Here is a 17,719-nt window from a genome sequence, read left to right on the forward strand (position 1 = left end):
GCAGTAAAAGCCGGTCAGTTGACCGAAAAAATGTACTGCAAATTAAGGTATCGCTTATAGCGGTTTTGTCGTGAGGCGAAATGACAAACTGTGATAGCAAGCAATAGGAATCAGTGAAGAAGTCAGAGACTTGCTGAGAAGTTGTGATTACGCACGACAACTTAATTGGAGTGGTGTAAAAAGTGTTGATGCTGACATTGTGGCTGCTCAGGAAGGCATGTATCGCCTTCCTGAAATCAATGGATAAAGCGGTGAATCAGTCGCGGAAATTTTCGAACTGGAAAGGCTTATCCAGCTCTTCTGAGCTTCGTACCAGCGCCATTGCCGCTTGCAGGTCATCGCGCTTTTTACCGGTTACCCGGACTTTGTCGCCCTGAATGGAAGCTTGCACTTTGATCTTGGAATCTTTAAGCATTTTGACTATTTGCTTAGCAACAGGGGTATCAATCCCTTGTTTAAACATGGCTTCCTGTGAATAGGTTTTCCCAGTGTGAACCATGTCTTTGGTTTCCATTGCGCGGGCATCAACGCCGCGCTTGGCTAAGTTTCCGCGAAGGATATCGCGCATTTGCAGCAGCTGAAACTCAGCTTCAGCAGACATTTTCACGATTTCTTTATTCAGACTGAAAGTGGCTTCTACATTGCGGAAATCAAAGCGGGTGTCCAGCTCGCGGTTACTGTTATCTACCGCATTTTTCAGCTCAACGGTATCGACTTCAGAAATAATATCAAAAGAAGGCATGGTGTATTCCTGCTCATCATTGTTAATGGGCGCTTTTATATCATAAAACGCCAGATTATTGTAACTAGTGGCTCTAGGGCCTGGTTTATTGTTTTTGGACTGCAGCAGCGAGCATGGCAAGCATCTCTTCCGTATCTTCCCAGCTTATGCAAGGGTCTGTGATAGATTGCCCATAAGTCAGGCCTTTTTCCTGACCGCTTTCCAGTGACTGATTACCTTCGACAATAAAGCTTTCTGCCATAATGCCGGCAATGTAGCGGCTGCCGTCTGTCAGCTGTTTGCAGATGTCGGCAGCCACATCAAGCTGGCGTTTATGCTGCTTCTGACAGTTTCCATGACTGAAATCGACCACCAGCTTAGTTGGCAGCGCAAACTCTTCCAGCGCGTCACAGGCCGCCTGAATATCTTCTGCGTGATAATTTGGCATTTTTCCGCCACGCAGAATAATGTGGCCATGGGGATTGCCTGCGGTTTTGTAAATCGTCATCTCGCCATTTTTTGCCGGGGAGCAAAAAACGTGCGGTGCGCGGGTGGCACGAATCGCATCTATCGCAATTTTGACATTACCATCGGTGCCGTTTTTAAATCCTACCGGGCAGGAAAGCGCAGAAGCCATTTCACGGTGTATCTGAGATTCAGTGGTCCGTGCGCCAATCGCTCCCCAGCTGATTAAATCGGCAATGTACTGGCCTGTGATCATATCAAGGAATTCGGTCGCCGTTGGCATGCCCAACTGGTTAATGTCGAGCAGTAATTTTCTGGCTTTGTACAAGCCGGCAACTAAATCCAGACTACCATCAAGATGGGGATCGGACACCAGGCCTTTCCAGCCAACAACAGTACGCGGTTTTTCGAAATAGGTGCGCATTACAATGCATAATTTTTCCTGGTATTTGTCTTTCAGTGTCAGCAGGCGACGCGCATAGTCCAGAGCAGCTTCTGTATCATGGACTGAACACGGACCCACAATGACCAGAAGGCGGTTATCTTTGCCTGTCAGAATGTTTTCGATCTCACGGCGGGAATGAGCGATGTGTTCGGCGATGGGATCTGTCATCGGGTGGGCGGCTTCCACTTCGTCTGGAGAAGGCATACGTCCGAGACTGACGGTACGAAGTTCATCGGTTTTTTGGGGCATTTGGGCGCCTGCTTTTCAGGTGTAACATTGATGACGGATAAAGATAGCCTAAAAGGCTGCAGGAATAAACCAAACGATTAATATCCATCACCTTTATGGCCTGATTTTACTGGGATCTGCAGAAAACCTGAATAATGGTTGCGTTGGATAAAAGTGAATTGTTATGTTCCCTGTGAGCATAAAAATGATGCTTGCCTTTCAGGGTAACTCGGATGCTGAGCTACTTTGGTTGAATAACAGATAATAAACAGCAGTGTAAGGGAGATGGCTATGATGTCCGCAGAGGAGTGGGCGACCAATGTTGTCGCGGGTAAAGAAATCGCATTAACGCGCTCGCAATTGGTATCAAGGTCAACAGATGAAGTCAGCAATACAGCCTTGATAGGGTTGGATGCGTTAATGGCAGAAACCGGGATTCATCTCAGCGCTGTGTGTCAGCCGGATGCACTCAATGACGGTGAGAAAGCGGCATTGTCTGCGATAACAGGCTGCAAAGATACTGAGCAGTTTCTGGTTGACCGGCTGGTCAGTGATTTGTCTGAATTTGCTCAGAAACGTATTGCGGCAGGACAGACCAAACCGGTACTGAAGCTGAGACTCAGCGGAGCGGAGATTGTCAGCGAGAGTTCGCAGATTGGCGGCCATTTAATGCCGAAAGAAGAAAACCCCATGATGGGGCTGCGCGGTGTGGCTCGCTACCTGCACCCGCAGTGGGCCAGGATGTTTGCACTGCAGTGTAAAATTATAAAGCAGCTGCGCCTTGTTACCGGTGATCTGCCGATAGCTATAGTGATTCCTTTTGTCCGGACATACAGCGATGCGGCATCCGTCCATGATTTGCTGGCAGAGCAAGGCTTGTTTCGCGGAAAGTCAGGTTTGCAGGTGCATCTGATGTGTGATTTACCGGCCAATGCTGTGATGGCGGATAAATTTTTGCATTACTTTGATGGCGTGGTGATCGATCTGGATCATCTGGCACAACTGACGCTGGCGACAGACCCGGCAAATGACATGCTGGATTACGACGAACCTTATAATGACGCTGTGTTGTTTCTGGCGGAACGTACGCTGAAAAAAAGCCGGGAAGTGAATAAGCCCTGTGAGTTACTGTCACGCTCTGTCACTGTTCAGCCAAAACTTCAGCGCTGGCTATCGGAACACGCCGTAACGAGTCTTATCTGCAGCCCGCAATAATTACGAAGAGCCTGAGTATTCAGGCTCTTTTTTTGCTTGCCGCTCTTTTCTATCGTGTCGGAATCGTGCCGGAAAAGCGTGCTTGCTAAGACGAGCAACTGATTTCCAGCTCTTTTCCCCATTGCGGTGGTTTTTCAGCCAGATGCCCATAGTCAGGGTGTTCATCATAAGGATTGGCCAGAACGTTCAGCAGGGTTTCAACCATGGCATAGTCGCCACTTTCCGCCTGCTCAATGGCTTGCTGGGCTAAATAGTTCCGCAGTATGTATTTAGGATTATGCAGCCGCATGAGCGCTAAGCGATCGGCGTCTTTGTTCTGTTCGAGTGTCAGTCGCTTCGCGTAAGTGTTAAGCCAGGCTTGCAGGGGGGCGGGATCGTTAACCAGATCCGAAAACAGGTGGCTGCTGTCCGTCAGTTTTTCGGCAGGAATGCCAGTCAGCGTTCTGAAGAACAGGGTGTAATCTATCGCCTGATTGGCGAGCAGTTCAAACATTTCACTGAACAGGGCACTGTCTTCTTTATGGCGTTCCATAATGCCCAATTTATTGCGCATCCGGATGCTGTATTCCTGTTGCAGGCTTGGCTGGTAGCTGTGCAATGCGGCATCAATCTCTTCTTTGCTGAGCAGCGGGGTTAATGCATAACCAAGCGCAGATAAATTCCACAGCGCGATGGACGGTTGCTGGTTAAACGCGTAGCGGCCTGAATAGTCTGAATGGTTACAGATATAACCTGGCTGATAATCGTCCAGGAACCCGTAAGGACCGTAGTCGAATGTCAGTCCGAGCACTGACATGTTGTCGGTATTCATCACACCATGAGCAAAACCCACCGCTTGCCAGTCGGCGATTAAGGTGGCTGTCAGATCGACGATGCGCTGGAACATGGCCGCATACGGTGTGGCATGGGGGAGTAGATCAGCAAAATGATGCCTGATCAGATAATCCGCCAGCAGCTTCAGTTCCGCGTGCTGCCGGGTATAAAACAGGTATTCAAAGTGACCGAAACGCAGGTGGCTTTCTGCGACACGGATCAGTGTGGCGCCCGGTTCTACTTTTTCCCGGTAAACGGGGGTGTCGCTGGCTAACACGGCCAGTGCATGCGTGGTTCGGATACCCAGGCCTTTCATGGCCGCACTGGCCAGATATTCACGGATGCTGGAGCGTAACACCGCGCGTCCGTCTCCCATGCGGGAATAAGGGGTTTGCCCGGAGCCTTTCAGATGAATGTCCCATTTTTTGCCTTGTGATGTGATCACTTCTCCCATTAACAGGCCGCGTCCGTCGCCTAAATCCGGATTGTACTGGCCGAACTGATGGCCTGTGTATTTCATGGCCAGCGGGTCTAGTCCGTGCAGTGCCTCGTTGCCGGTAAACAGTTCGGCAAAGAAAGGGGTCTGGGCTTCGGCAGGATCCAGCTCCAGCATTTCACAGACGGCAGGATTGACACTGACCAGATAAGGATTATCCAGCGGCTGGGGGATCACCCGGGTCCCGAACACACTGGGTAATTCACTGTAAGTATTATTGAAAATCAATTCGGTCAGTTTGCGCATAATGGCTGCCAGGAAGATGAAAGTGAGGGGTAGCGTATCAAGTTACGGCCTGTAAACAAGGCATAAAATGTAGGGTTAATGGCATCGGAAAGCGGGCCTCCTCATAACATAAGCATAGAAGAGGCCAACAATAGTGTCAGTTAGCGAAGGAAATCAATCAATCGCTTCAATATCGACGATCTTTGATCGGTTCATGATGATCTTCCAGCGCTGAATTTTAGGTTCCTGATCTTCGTCACTTTCCCGGGTGATCAGGTTAATCAGGTGACGTTTTTCAACCGATTCTCTCGCCACCTGGCCGTCACGCATGACGTAAATCTTCTGGGAGCCTTTTTCCATCAGGGTGGACAGAAACCGCAGATCAAAAAGAATCGATTCTTTAGTTTGTTCATACCCGGTCAGAAACTTGGTCGTCGACATCCTGGTGGTGCTTTTATAATGCAGAATGGCTTCTTCTTTCGCCGACACCTTATGCTTGCGTGCTTTTTTGATGTCATCATCCAGGGTGTCGTAACGCATGTATTCCAGCCATTCCAGCTGGCGGCCAATCAGCTTATTGCTGTCGCTGTCAAAGAACTGTTTACGCCACTTGGGCTTACCTTTTCGTACCCAGCGCCAGAGTGCGTGCTTAAGGTCGTCTTTAAACACCTCACGGGCGGCATAAATCACCGACAGCACCAGAATAAACGACGCGGTAATGTCACCAAGCACGCCGCGGGCCTCAATCAGCATGATGGTGACGAAGATCATCACAAAACCGGCGGCAAATCCCGTCACGACTTTTTTGGTGGTATTGCCCAAAACCGTCGTGCTCTCTTTCATAGTGACCGGGTATTCTATCAGGCGTCGTAACAGCCGCATTTTATTCGACATGCGCGTTGGATCAGCGGTTGCGCGCTCAGAGTTATAATTATTGGATAAACGATGAGCGGACTCTGCCTGGCAAAAATCCAGATACAGGTTTTTAATTTCGCTGTAGTTTTCCGCCCTTGGCAGGTGAGCGACCAACGAAAGGAAACGCTGTTCAGTAAACCAGGATAAATAGTTATCTATGTTCTGGTAATACTTGAGCAGTTCTTCATCACTTGGCACATTGCGGCGCAAACGCTTGAGGATACCCGCCGAGACGCTGGCGACTTCTTCCAGCTCCTCTGTGGTTCGTTCCGTTTTTTCATCCAGCAGCTGGTGGACGGTTTCTTCCAGAGCGACCGCAAACTGGTAAGCAAACAAACTCAGGCTCAAACGATACTGACCGGATGGCAAATTACCACGGCTGGCGAGACGACTGTGAACCAGTGGAAGGTGATGCACATCACTGAAGTAAGTCCGCTTACCGTGAATGACATTATGGTAGAACTCGTCTTCAGACATGATATTGGCGTTCAGGCCAAGTTCACCGGGAATGAAAAGAAATACATCAAGCTGACGATTTTTTGCCTCATGAATGACATGCGACATTTTCAGGTTATGGCCATCTTTCTTTTCAACGGTTATCACTTAAATTTGTTCCTCTCTGAAGGTTCTGTGGTGTGGCTTGGCTGGATTCAGTTGCTGTTAGAATTTTAGTGTAAACTCATGTGAAATAGCACTACCAGACAACGAGTTATGGCTCGACAGCAGAAATTTTGGCCAGAAACGCCTATTTTGGTCAGGCAGCCTGAATCAACATCACGTATAATGCGCGTTTCAAAATAGCGTGCTTTCTCCCGTACAGCGTTAGTTTTGTGTCAGAAACCCTGCTGACCGGAGATTGAGGCGGATAACCGCTGGAATAGTTTACCCTGAGAGTGACATATTTATGATTAAAATTGGTCAGTACAACACGTTGGAAGTCGTAAAAATTGTAGATTTTGGCGTGTTTCTGGATGGTGGCGAGGATTTTGGCAATATTTTGCTGCCGAAATCGTCTGTGCCTGAAGGCACATCTCTGGGGGATAATCTGGAGGTGTTTGTCTATTTTGACTCTGAAGATGACATTATTGCGACGACGAAAAAACCGCTGGCGCAAGTCGGCGACTTTGCTTTGCTGAAGATAGTTGGCATTTCTGGAGTCGGCGCCTTTGTTGACTGGGGACTGGATAAAGATCTGCTGGTGCCCTTCAGTGAGCAGCGACGCCGGCTGGAAGTCGGCCAGAATATTCTGGTACGAATCTACACCGATAAAGCGTCCGGTCGCATAGTCGGCTCGACCAAACTGAACCGTTTTCTGGATAAAACACCGGCACCTTATCAAGTGGGTGATGAAGTGAAAGTCCTAATCGCGGAAACGACTGAGCTGGGTTACAAAGCGGTGATCGAAGATTTGCACTGGGGACTTTTCTTTAAGACCGAAGCGTTTGGTAAGCTGTTTGTCGGTAAGAAACTGAAAGCCTATATCAAAGAAATTCGCCCCGATGGCAAGATCAACCTGTCGTTACAAAAAGCAGGCAAAGCGAAAGTGGACGATCTGGCGGATAAAATCCTGACAACGCTGGAGCGGCAGGGGGGCTTTCTGCCTTTGAGCGATAAGTCAGCACCCGATGATATCTTCAAAGCGTTCAGAACCAGTAAAGCTACCTTCAAGAAAACCATTGGCAGCTTATACAAGAAAGGCCTGATCATCATCGAAAATGACGGTATCCGTCTCAACGATAACTGAAAGTGCTGCAACCCTGACCTAAGCCGGTGAAACTCACCGGCTTTTTTGTGACCGCTGTTATTCTCTCTTGCTCAATATGAGCGTATGTTTATATACCTGAATGGTTACAGCATTGAGCCATTTATAGTCATTGATTGTGAGTAAAAAATTGTTAGGTCCCATCCAAGGCTTATCTAACCTGACAACACACTACAATTGACAAGGAATAAACATGCAAGGAATGAAAGTGAAAGCGCTGGCAGCAGGTATTTCGCTGCTGATGTCTGGCGCGGCTTACGCAGCCGACGTGCCTGCGGGTGTGACGCTGGCAGAGAAACAGGAAATTGTCTGGAGCCTGGGCGGTGAGGTGCCAACCTTAGATCCCACCATGACTACAGATGACTCAAGCAGCAAAGTGATCAGCGATTTGTTCGACGGTTTAGTGTCTGAAGATAAGGAAGGGAATATTATTCCAGCTTTGGCCACACACTGGGACATCTCTGCTGATGGCAAAACCGTGACCTTCCATCTTCGTGACGGGCTGAAGTGGTCTAACGGCGAGCCACTAACAGCGCATGATGTGGAATACAGCTTTAAGCGCAATGCCGATCCGGCATCCGCAGCACCTTATTCGTGGTATCTGGGTACAGCGAATATTGTAAATGCTGTAGACATCACTGATGGCAAAAAAGACAAAGAGACTCTGGGTGTCAAGGCACTGGACGACAACACCGTTCAGTTTAGCCTGACTCAGCCAACCCCTTACTTTGTCAAAATGCTCTCACATCCATCCACGTTTCCTGTCTACCGTAAAGCGGTTGAAAAATATGGCGATAACTGGACCAATCCGGATCATATCGTCAGCTCAGGTGCGTACACTCTGACGAACTGGGTAGTGAACGAGCGCATTGATCTGGTACGTAACCCGGCCTACTGGAACGATGCTAAAACCGTGATTAACAAAGCCGCCTATCTGGCGATTGAAAACCAGACGGCAGAGTATAACCGTTACCGTACCGGTGAAATTGACATCACGGCGACATTTCCGCTCGAACAGTATAAGCAAATCAAGCAAGAGCGTCCTGATGAGCTGCTGACCATGCCATCGCTGGCGACTTATTATTATCTGTTCAACTTAGATAAGAAGCCATTTGATGATGTGCGCGTCCGTAAAGCACTGGCTTACGCGATCGATCGTGATGTGGTGACTCAGTTTATTCTGGGGCAGGGGCAGATCCCGGCTTACGGTGTGACACCGCCTGCCGTAGCGGGTTTTGATGCACCGGAATTGCCCTGGGCTTCACTGTCTCAGAAGGAACGTAACCAAAAAGCGCGGGAATTGTTGAAAGAAGCGGGCTATTCGAAAGATAACCCGCTGAAATTTGAGCTGGTATATAACACCAATGAATCGCACAAAAAACTGGCGCTGGCGATGCTGTCGATGTGGAAACAAAGCCTGCCGGTAGAAGTGGATCTGGCAAATCAGGAATGGAAAACCTTCCTGCAGAAACTGGCTCAGAAAGACTTCAGCCTGGCGCGCTATGCCTGGGTAGGTGACTACAACGAAGCATCAACCTTTTTGTCGTACTTTGAAAGCAAGGGCATGAACTATTCGCGCTGGGCCAACCAAGCCTACGACAAAGCAATGGCAGACGCCTTAGCGGCGAAATCAGATAAAGAGCGTAATCACTTCTATCAGGAAGCGGAACGTATTTTTGCTGAAGATATGCCGGCTATCCCTGTGTATTTTTATACCAAGACAGTCATCAAGTCGCCCAAAGTCGGCGGGTATTCCACGACCAATGCCTCGGCAAACCGTTACACCCGTGATTTGTATATCATGAAGTGATGCGGCGAAACGTTCTGTGATATTGGCTAAAGAGCCTTAAGCAAAGAGCCTGATTTCAGTCAGGCTCTTTTTACGGGGGTTACTCATTACTTCCGCAAACCGGGCAGTTCGCCTGTTTCATCAGCTTCATTTCCTGCCAGTGCATGGTCATGGCGTCCAGCAGCAGAATTTTGCCTGTGAGCGGTTTGCCCATAGCCGCAATCACTTTGATGGCTTCCATCGCCTGCACCGCACCGATGATACCGACCAGAGGAGATATAACACCGGCTTCGACACAGGTCAGGTTTTGTTCGCCGAACAGGCTGCTCAGGCAGGCATAGCAAGGCTGATCGTCCTGATAGGTGAAGACACTGACCTGACCTTCCATGCGTATTGCCGCGCCGGAAACCAGCGGGGTTTTAGTCTGGTAACACAAACGGTTCAGCTGGTTTCGGGTCGGCAGGTTATCGCTGCAGTCGACAACCAGCGTGTGCTGTTTTATCAGGGCGAGCAGGGCCACATCATCCAGCCGCTCGCCAATGGCGCGGACAGTACAGTGCGGATTTAGCCGCTCTAGTGCCTGTTTGGCAGAGTCGACTTTCAGCATACCCACAGTCGCGTCGTGGTGAAGCACCTGGCGTTGCAGATTGGAGAGCTCAACCTTATCGTCATCAATCAGGGTCAGCACGCCGGTGCCGGCCGCAGCCAGATACTGGCTCGCGGCACAACCTAAACCACCGGCACCGAGGATCAGTATGTGCGCCGCTTTTAAGGCTTCCTGGCCCTCAAAGTCGAACTGACGCAAAATGATCTGCCGGTTGTAACGCAGCATTTCTTGATCAGATAACTCTTCCATGACTGGCTCCTGCTCGGTCATCATTTAATACATACTGGCGTTAAACGGTTCAATCGTGACAGTTTCACCCGGCTGCACTTTGCCGCGCTCTTGTTCCAGAATGATCAGGCAGTTGGCCTGATGCATGGAGCTGAATGCGCCTGACCCCTGATTGCCTGTTGTGGCCACTTCAATCTGCCCTTTGTCATTCACCTGATAAATGCCGCGCTGGAAGTCGGTGCGGCCAGGGCGTTTTTTAAACACGGTACTGGCAATGGCCGGTAAGCGCTGGGGAGCCTGATACTGACTCTGACCCGCCAGTTGAGCAAGCACGGGCTGAACAATCTGATACAGGGTGAGCATGGCTGACACCGGGTTCCCCGGCAGACCGCAAAACCAGCAGTCGTTGACCTTGCCGAAGGCAAAAGGCTTGCCTGGTTTCATGGCTATCTTCCAAAAACCGACTTCGCCTTGCTGGGTGAGGATATCTTTTGTGTAATCCGCTTCACCAACACTGACGCCACCTGAGGTGATTAACACATCCGCTGTGCTGGTGGCTTTCGCAAAAGCCGCGTCCAACTGGGCGGGATCGTCAGGAATAATCCCCAGATCCAGTACCTCACAGCCGAATTTGTCCAGCAGCGCCCGAATCCCGTAACGGTTACTGTCGTAAATCTGACCGGCGGCCAGCGGTTCACCGAGCGGGCGCAGCTCGTCACCGGTGGAGAAGAAAGCGATTTTCGGTCGTTCGAAAACAGGCAGGCTGGCAATGCCCAGTGAAGCGATCAGCGGGAGCTCACGAGCAGACAGTCTGTGGCCTTTGGCAACGACAACCTCGCCAAGTTGAATGTCATCGCCAATCGGGCGGACGTTGTCTCCGGCCTGAGGTTTAACCAGAAAGCGGATTTGATCACCAAGAGCCTCTGTCTCTTCCTGCATGATCACGGTATCCGTCCCTGCCGGCAGCTCCGCGCCTGTCATAATACGGATACACTGGCCTGATTGGCATGCACCGTCGAATGGGGTGCCCGCAAATGACTGACCGGCCAGAGTCAGGGTGTCTGTTTTGTCTAAATCAGCACGCTGAAGGGCGTAGCCATCCATGGCAGAATTGGCAAAGGGCGGGACGTTAATCGGGGAGGTCACATCCTCTGCCAGTACTCGACCCAGTGTTTCTGCCAATGGTAATCTATTGGTTTTACTGATGGGTTTGACCACTGACAGCATTTTCTCAATGGCTGTTTCTACCGGCATCAAGCCCGGTGCATCACACGAGTCCATTTGCTAATCCTTCATTCGTTATGCTTAATTGCTGACTATTATGACAAAAAAAACTCGCCGGAACTAATTCCCTCAGCAAATACGAGGTGTAATTGTTGCCAAATGGGGGTATCCTTCGGGCTCAGTTTTACTGGCAAGGCAGTGTTGTTCGATCATCAGCCTCAGTCAGTTGGAGGAGAAAATGACAACATTAAGCGAATCAGCATTGAAAGTCCGTCAGGCGTTAGAAGCGCGTGGACTGGAAACCCCGATGACAACCGAATTGGTTGGCAATGCCGAGAAGAAAGAACGTATTGAATTCCACATGCGTGAAATTCTGGGATTATTATCTCTGGATCTCACCGATGACAGCTTGATGGATACCCCAAAACGTATCGCGAAGATGTATGTAGACGAAATTTTCTCCGGTCTGGATTACGCCAACTTTCCGAAAATCACGCTCATTGATAACAAAATGAACTGTGATGAAATGGTGCGGGTAAAAGACATCACTCTGACCAGCACCTGTGAGCATCATCTTGTGACTATTGATGGTAAAGCAACGGTGGCTTATATTCCGCGCGGAAAAATTATCGGCCTGTCGAAGATCAATCGCATTGTGCGTTTCTTTGCTCAGCGTCCGCAGGTGCAGGAGCGCATGACGCAGCAAATCTTAGTGGCACTACAAACTTTGTTGGAAAGCGATGATGTCGCAGTGAGAATTGATGCCACGCATTACTGTGTGAAAGCTCGTGGTGTGATGGATCAAACCAGCGAGACGACAACCACCGCACTCGGCGGTATTTTTAAACGCATACCTGCGACCCGGGCAGAGTTCCTTCACGGACTGCGTTAACCGCTTTTCGTCACCCGGCCTGCCGTCGTAAAAAGCCAATACAGCTAACTGCCTGTATTGGCTTTTTTTATGGCAACTATTACATATCTGCAAGACAAAATTACGTAATCACTATTAAAAATAGTGAATATAGCGTCAATCATTACTGCACAGATACTTTAATGTATATCTAACCTTAATATTAGCGATTATTAAATGTTGAACACTTTACTGTTGGTGGTCTGGATAAACTTAGGCTAAGAAAAGCCGGATAAAAGTGAGTGAACCACGACTGGCTTTTAGTTTGCATAATGAAGAACGTAAAGTGGGGTTGTCAGGTTATGCTGAATGTCAAAAGCGGCAAAGTGACACGACAGGCAATGGATGTTGCGGTCTCTGGTTTCGTGAAAGGAGCAACCGGACTGGCTGCGGCAGTGTTGATGTCCGCGTCTTCGCTGGCGGCAGAAGAGGGCGTGATCAGGCTGATTCCCGCACAGAGTTCGATCGTTTCTGCCACGCTGGCTGTCCCTCAGCTCGGCAGGCATGGGCTGGAGTCGGTTACCATTCTGAGCACTCGCCAGCTTTGTCCGAGCCAGACTGAGCCGTTGTGCTTTCCAATGGCGTTACAAAACCTCTACGCCAGTAATGATTTTATGCCCCTTTGGCGTGATCCGGCGTTGATTGATGAATTACTGCTGCAGTTAACAGCACTGGCTGAAACCCATAGGGTGCCGGGTTTAGTGCAGCGAGTTCAGGAACTGCAACAGCTGTCGCAGCAAGATGATCAACGCGGTCTGGATCTGCTGGCGACGGATACCCTGATGGTCTATCAAGCCACAGTCAATCAGATGCTCAATGATCCGAGTGCACTCTATCGGCCTGCCAGTTTTACCCTGGATGCTCAACACCTGGCTTCTGCTCCTGTGGTCACAGTGCCGCTGACCATCACCTCACTGCAACGACTGCGTCCGACAGATAAGCACTTCGACACGCTGGTTGCTGAAATGGACAGGCTTGAACAGGCCCAGCCACATGGTGTGTATCTGTCGGGGCGTCCGGCCATTAAATTTGGCGCTGAGATACCTAACGGTGACAAGCTTGCTCGCATGCTCAATACCTATGGTGATTTGTCGGATCAGGATTATGCCAATGTCATGAAGACGGAGCAGGCAACCGGTGAGTCAGCAGCAAACCGATTCACCAATACCGGTGTACTTCATCAGGCCATCCGGCAGTTCCAGCAGCGCCATGGCCTGGCAGATGATGGCGTTATTGGTCCTGAGACTGCGCAGAATATGGCGCGTTCTTACCAGCAGGTTGCTCAACTGCTGGCTCTGAATCTTCAGCGCAACCGCGTTCTGCAAAAGCACGGACAGAGTGAAGTGCTTCAGGTGAATATTCCGGAATTCATGCTGCGGATTATGGATGATGAGAATGTGGTATTTGAATCGAAAGTCATTGTGGGCAGAAGCAGCCGGCCAACGTATTTATTCTCTTCAGCTATCAATCATATGGTGGTTAATCCGACCTGGAATGTGCCTGAAACCATTAAAGAAGAAGATGTTATACCCAGCATGAAACGATCTCCTGATTATCTGGCGCGTCATAACATGCGGATGGTGTCAGGATGGAGTGATGCGCAGACGATTGACCCCGCACAGATTGACTGGAGTACGGTGTCGGCCCGTAATTTTCCTTACGAATTTCAGCAAAGACCAGGACCTGATAATGCACTGGGTCAGGTGAAATTCATGATGCCGAATGATTTTTCGATTTATTTACATGATACACCGGCTAAGCGTTTGTTTAACAAAAGTAAAAGGAATTTCAGCTCGGGCTGTGTCAGGGTGGAGAAGGCACACGATTTAGCCTACTTCCTGCTGGAAAGGCAGCGGGCAGGGCAAAGTGCAACCTATGATAATTTATTGAGAAAACGCAATCCGGCGACGATCAATCTGCGAAAAACACTGGCGGTGGATTTCATTTACCGCACCGCCTGGCTTGATGAGCAAGGCAGATTGCAGGTCCGTGACGATATTTACGGCTACGATGATGATTCCACCGTACCGCAAGAACACGACTACATCGCCATGATGAACTATCGATGAGCGCTCCTGCGTTTGCCGGTAATATACTTCAGCAATCTCATCGCGATTGATTGCCTTCAGATTTCCGCGTCAGCAGAAATCTGAAGGCTGCGTCACTTCTTCCTTTCTTCCCGACTAAGATGAATTTTCTGTGTCAGTGCACTGCTGGCTATTGAGCCTGGGCAGGCAGTTTGCGTACAGTATACGCAATTTTGGTCTATACCACTTGGTGGCGCAATGCAATCGACACAGTACAGCTCATTTTGGTTCAAAGAAGCACTGGAAAACGAACCTGATCGTCAACCCAGGAAACTAGAAACAGATGCAACAGCCGATGTCTGCATCGTGGGTGGCGGGTTCACCGGGCTGTGGACAGCTATCCAGCTGAAAATAAAACAGCCGTCTCTGGATATTCTGGTGATTGAAAAAGATCTCTGCGGCAGCGGAGCATCGGGTCGAAACGGCGGCTGCATGCTGACCTGGTCAACCAAGTATCTGAGCTTAAAAAAGCTGTATGGTGAAGCTGAAGCCATTCGATTGGTGAAAGCCTCTGAAGCGGCTGTCTATGACATAGAGGCGTTTTGCAAAGCGCATGGCATTGATGCGCAGCTTCGGCTGGATGGCACCTTGTATACGGCGTCAAACAGGGCGCAATCAGGGGCAATGGAGCCAGTTTTGGCGGCGCTGGACAAGCAGTCGATCAATGCCTGGCAGCCATGGACCAAGGAAAAAGTGCAATCAGAATCGGGGTCCGATGTTCATCTCGAGGGCCATTTTTCGGCAGCGGCAGGGACAGTTCAGCCTGGGTTGCTTGTCAGAGGTCTCAAGCGTGTTGCAGAGGAAATGGGCGTGACTATTTTCGAACACACGCCTATGACGGCGATCCATCGGCAGCAAACTCCGGTGCGGATCGTAACTCCCGGCGCGACGATTCAGGCAGATAAAGTGGTGCTGGCGTTAAATGCCTGGACGCCATCTTTATTTCCTGAATTTAAACACAGTGTGGTGTTGGTCTCGTCTGATATGCTGATCACTGAACCTGCGCCTGACATCCTGAAAAATATGGGTTTACGTGACGGCAAGTCCGTGATCGATGGCCGGACCTTTGTTCACTATTACCGTACAACGCCGGACGGCCGGTTGATGCTCGGCAAAGGCGGCAACTATTTTTCTTTTGGTAACAAAGTGAGTGCAGTGTTTGATCAGCCAAGTCGTTACCAAGCGATTCTTCGCGCCGCTTTCCGGCGGTTTTTTCCTGCGCTGCAGTCTGTTCCGCTGGCGACGACCTGGACAGGTGCCTCCGACCGTTCTGCCACTGGTATGCCGTTTTTTGGTCGTTTAGCGGACAACCCTTATGTTGTGTATGGGTTGGGCTATTCCGGTAATGGGGTAGTACAGAGCTGGATTGGGGGGCAGATCCTCTCCTCCCTGGTACTTGAAGAAGACAATGACTGGGCACGGTCTGGCTTAGTCTCGGGACCTAAAGGCGCTTTTCCACCCGAGCCGATTCGCTGGCTGGGAGCCATGCTGGTCAGAAACGCGATACGGCGAAAAGAAAGCGCAGAGGATGAGAACCAGACACCGGGCTGGCTGGATAAACAACTGTCAAGATTGGCTCATTCCGCCGGTAAAGCTGATAAGAGCTAAAAGAGCATCATCAATTCAGAATGAAACACTAAGCAGGTGAATAAGCCTGCTTTTTTTATTCACCCTGTTGCAAAAATGTATTCGCACCTCTGGCATTAACGTGGCTGGTTTTTGACCATTCGGTCAGACAAAATGTAATAATCATTAATAACCCTTTAATTTGAACTTAAATTCGTAATTTATTTAAATTTATAGTTTTTTATTCCGCTATGTGTGTTTGTGTGGTTGATAAATCTTTCTTGTCAGTGGAAAGTAAATTTCCATTTTTGATTGGATATTTTGTTGTTATAAAAATCAATAACTTGCGTTGTTCGTATTTTGTTCTGATCTTGTTAAAGTTTGCAGTGTTTTAGTTTGTAATTTATAAATTGAGCCGCATTTATGGATACATAACTACCTCAACGAAGAGAATAATTATGAGCAACAAAGGAAATGGGACCCTGATGGGACACCCTAAAGGCTTGTTCCTGCTGTTTGGTACCGAGCTTTGGGAACGTTTTTCGTACTATGCAATGCGTGCCATTCTGGTGCTGTATCTTACCGATAAAACAGTGAGCGGTGGTCTTGGCTGGTCAACGGAAGACGCACTCAGTCTCTATGGTATCTATACTGGTCTGGTTTATATCACGCCGTTAATCGGTGGTTGGGTAGCCGACAATTTCTTAGGACAACGCCGCTCTATTATCATCGGTGGTGTTCTGATGGCTTTAGGTCAGTTCACTCTTGCACTGCCACATTCTCTGGTTGACCCGAACGCCACAACAGCCTTTTATCTCGGCCTGGCACTGTTGATTGTTGGTAATGGTCTGTTTAAGCCGAACATTTCAACTATGGTGGGTGATCTGTATTCTGAAGGCGATCACCGCCGTGACGGTGCCTTCACCATTTTCTATATGGGCATCAACCTGGGGGCGTTACTGGCAGGTATTGTCGCGGGTTCAGCGTCCACAGCTTATGGCTGGAAAGCCGGTTTCCTGGCGGCAGGTATTGGTATGCTGTTCAGCCTTGTCATCCAAATGCTGTTTGCTGAAAAGCTGTTGGGCAACATTGGTAAAGTGCCTGCTGCAAAACGTGCTGCTGCCATGTCTGACAACGGTAAGAAACAACCTCTGACGAAAAAGGAAATTGATCGCCTGAAAGTGGTGATGATCATGGGGTTGTTCGTGGTTGTTTTCTGGGCCGGCTTCGAGCAGGCGGGCGGCTTGATGAGTATTTACACTCAGGAGTATGCAGATCGCATGATTGGCAGCTTTGAAGTACCCACAGCCTGGTTCCAGTCTTTAAACCCATTCTTTATCATCACAATGGCGCCGCTGCTGGCTGCTCTGTGGGTGAAAATGGGCCCTAAAGAGCCAAGCTCTCCAATTAAGTTTGCCATTGCACTCTTCCTGCTGGCGATTGGCTTTGTGTGCATGGTCGGTGCTGTCATGCAGCAGGGTGGTGATATGACGGCCAAGACCTCTATGTTGTGGATTGTCGCGGCCTATTTCTTCCATACCATGGGTGAGCTGTGCCTGTCGCCAATTGGTCTGTCTATGATCACTAAGCTGGCGCCGTTACGTCTGGCTTCTCTGATGATGGGCGTATGGTTTGGCTTCAATGCGGTTGCTAACTATGTTGCCGGTATGATTGGTGCACACGTGGGTGAAGCGGGCCCGATGGCTATTTTTGGTGGCATCGCGGTTACGGCTGCCGTATCGGGTCTGATTCTGGTTGTGTTCTCCAATCAGCTGATTCGCTGGATGCATGGTGCTGAAGGCCAAGTTGTGGCAGACACTACCGACGTGCCAGCCAACGCAAAACCGGCACAAGCTTAATGTAAAGATCCAAAGAGAATAATATTGCGGGAGCCAACAGGCTCCCGTTTTTATATCTGAATTTCCCGTCTGATTTTTCTGATATTGCGATTCACTTCTCAATTTGTGTATTCGATTACACGCACGCTATTGTTATGCGCATGTGGACATATTGCGTTGAAAAT

Annotated in this window: 13 protein-coding genes; 7 read left to right on the forward strand and 6 right to left on the reverse strand. The window is 49.4% G+C overall.

Going from position 1 to position 17,719, the window contains the following annotated elements; genetic code table 11:
- Positions 1-256: 256 nt before the first annotated feature.
- Positions 257-742: a YajQ family cyclic di-GMP-binding protein gene (locus tag H511_RS0109925; RefSeq protein WP_027252148.1), complete on the reverse strand. Its 486-nt coding sequence runs from the start codon at positions 740-742 to the stop codon at positions 257-259.
- Positions 743-827: 85 nt separating this feature from the next.
- Positions 828-1,880 carry a 3-deoxy-7-phosphoheptulonate synthase gene (locus H511_RS0109930; RefSeq protein ID WP_027252149.1) on the reverse strand — a complete coding sequence of 351 codons (1,053 nt, stop codon included), beginning with the start codon at positions 1,878-1,880 and terminating at the stop codon, positions 828-830.
- Between the two features lie 270 nt (positions 1,881-2,150).
- On the opposite strand from H511_RS0109930, the gene H511_RS0109935 reads away from it, so the two are divergent.
- On the forward strand, positions 2,151-3,074 hold the full coding sequence (locus H511_RS0109935) for a putative PEP-binding protein (protein WP_051288050.1): 924 nt from the start codon (positions 2,151-2,153) through the stop codon (positions 3,072-3,074).
- A gap of 85 nt (positions 3,075-3,159) precedes the next feature.
- Here H511_RS0109935 and H511_RS0109940 read toward each other — a convergent pair whose 3' ends face one another.
- Both H511_RS0109940 and H511_RS0109945 read right to left on the reverse strand, forming a co-directional pair.
- Positions 3,160-4,629: a protein adenylyltransferase SelO gene (locus tag H511_RS0109940; protein WP_027252151.1), complete on the reverse strand. Its 1,470-nt coding sequence runs from the start codon at positions 4,627-4,629 to the stop codon at positions 3,160-3,162.
- A 153-nt stretch (positions 4,630-4,782) separates the two neighbouring features.
- Positions 4,783-6,126, reverse strand: coding sequence for a hypothetical protein (locus tag H511_RS0109945; RefSeq protein ID WP_027252152.1), 1,344 nt, complete (start codon positions 6,124-6,126; stop codon positions 4,783-4,785).
- A gap of 301 nt (positions 6,127-6,427) precedes the next feature.
- Here H511_RS0109945 and H511_RS0109950 point away from each other — a divergent pair, with 301 nt between their 5' ends.
- Positions 6,428-7,267 carry a CvfB family protein gene (locus H511_RS0109950; protein ID WP_027252153.1) on the forward strand — a complete coding sequence of 280 codons (840 nt, stop codon included), beginning with the start codon at positions 6,428-6,430 and terminating at the stop codon, positions 7,265-7,267.
- Positions 7,268-7,478: 211 nt separating this feature from the next.
- Entirely contained in the window at positions 7,479-9,095 is a 1,617-nt protein-coding gene (locus H511_RS0109955; RefSeq protein WP_027252154.1) for a peptide ABC transporter substrate-binding protein, read from the forward strand.
- Positions 9,096-9,174: 79 nt separating this feature from the next.
- On the opposite strand, the gene moeB is transcribed toward H511_RS0109955, so the two are convergent.
- Together moeB and moeA are read right to left on the reverse strand one after the other, a co-directional pair.
- Positions 9,175-9,930: a molybdopterin-synthase adenylyltransferase MoeB gene (moeB, locus tag H511_RS0109960; protein WP_027252155.1), complete on the reverse strand. Its 756-nt coding sequence runs from the start codon at positions 9,928-9,930 to the stop codon at positions 9,175-9,177.
- A gap of 24 nt (positions 9,931-9,954) precedes the next feature.
- Positions 9,955-11,190: a molybdopterin molybdotransferase MoeA gene (gene moeA / locus H511_RS0109965; protein ID WP_027252156.1), complete on the reverse strand. Its 1,236-nt coding sequence runs from the start codon at positions 11,188-11,190 to the stop codon at positions 9,955-9,957.
- Between the two features lie 181 nt (positions 11,191-11,371).
- Here moeA and folE point away from each other — a divergent pair, with 181 nt between their 5' ends.
- The 4 genes from folE (at position 11,372) to H511_RS0109985 (ending at position 17,555) form a co-directional block, all read left to right on the forward strand.
- A complete protein-coding gene (gene folE, locus H511_RS0109970; protein WP_027252157.1) occupies positions 11,372-12,025 on the forward strand; it encodes a GTP cyclohydrolase I FolE in 654 nt (217 codons plus the stop codon).
- Between the two features lie 320 nt (positions 12,026-12,345).
- Positions 12,346-14,112: a L,D-transpeptidase family protein gene (locus H511_RS23100; RefSeq protein WP_051288051.1), complete on the forward strand. Its 1,767-nt coding sequence runs from the start codon at positions 12,346-12,348 to the stop codon at positions 14,110-14,112.
- Positions 14,113-14,328: 216 nt separating this feature from the next.
- Positions 14,329-15,738, forward strand: coding sequence for an FAD-dependent oxidoreductase (locus H511_RS0109980; protein WP_027252158.1), 1,410 nt, complete (start codon positions 14,329-14,331; stop codon positions 15,736-15,738).
- Positions 15,739-16,154: 416 nt separating this feature from the next.
- Complete coding sequence (locus H511_RS0109985) at positions 16,155-17,555, forward strand: peptide MFS transporter (protein ID WP_027252159.1); 1,401 nt, start codon at positions 16,155-16,157, stop codon at positions 17,553-17,555.
- Positions 17,556-17,719 lie beyond the last annotated feature (164 nt).

It is taken from the genome of Photobacterium halotolerans DSM 18316, assembly GCF_000425165.1.
Classification (GTDB): Bacteria; Pseudomonadota; Gammaproteobacteria; order Enterobacterales; family Vibrionaceae; genus Photobacterium; species Photobacterium halotolerans.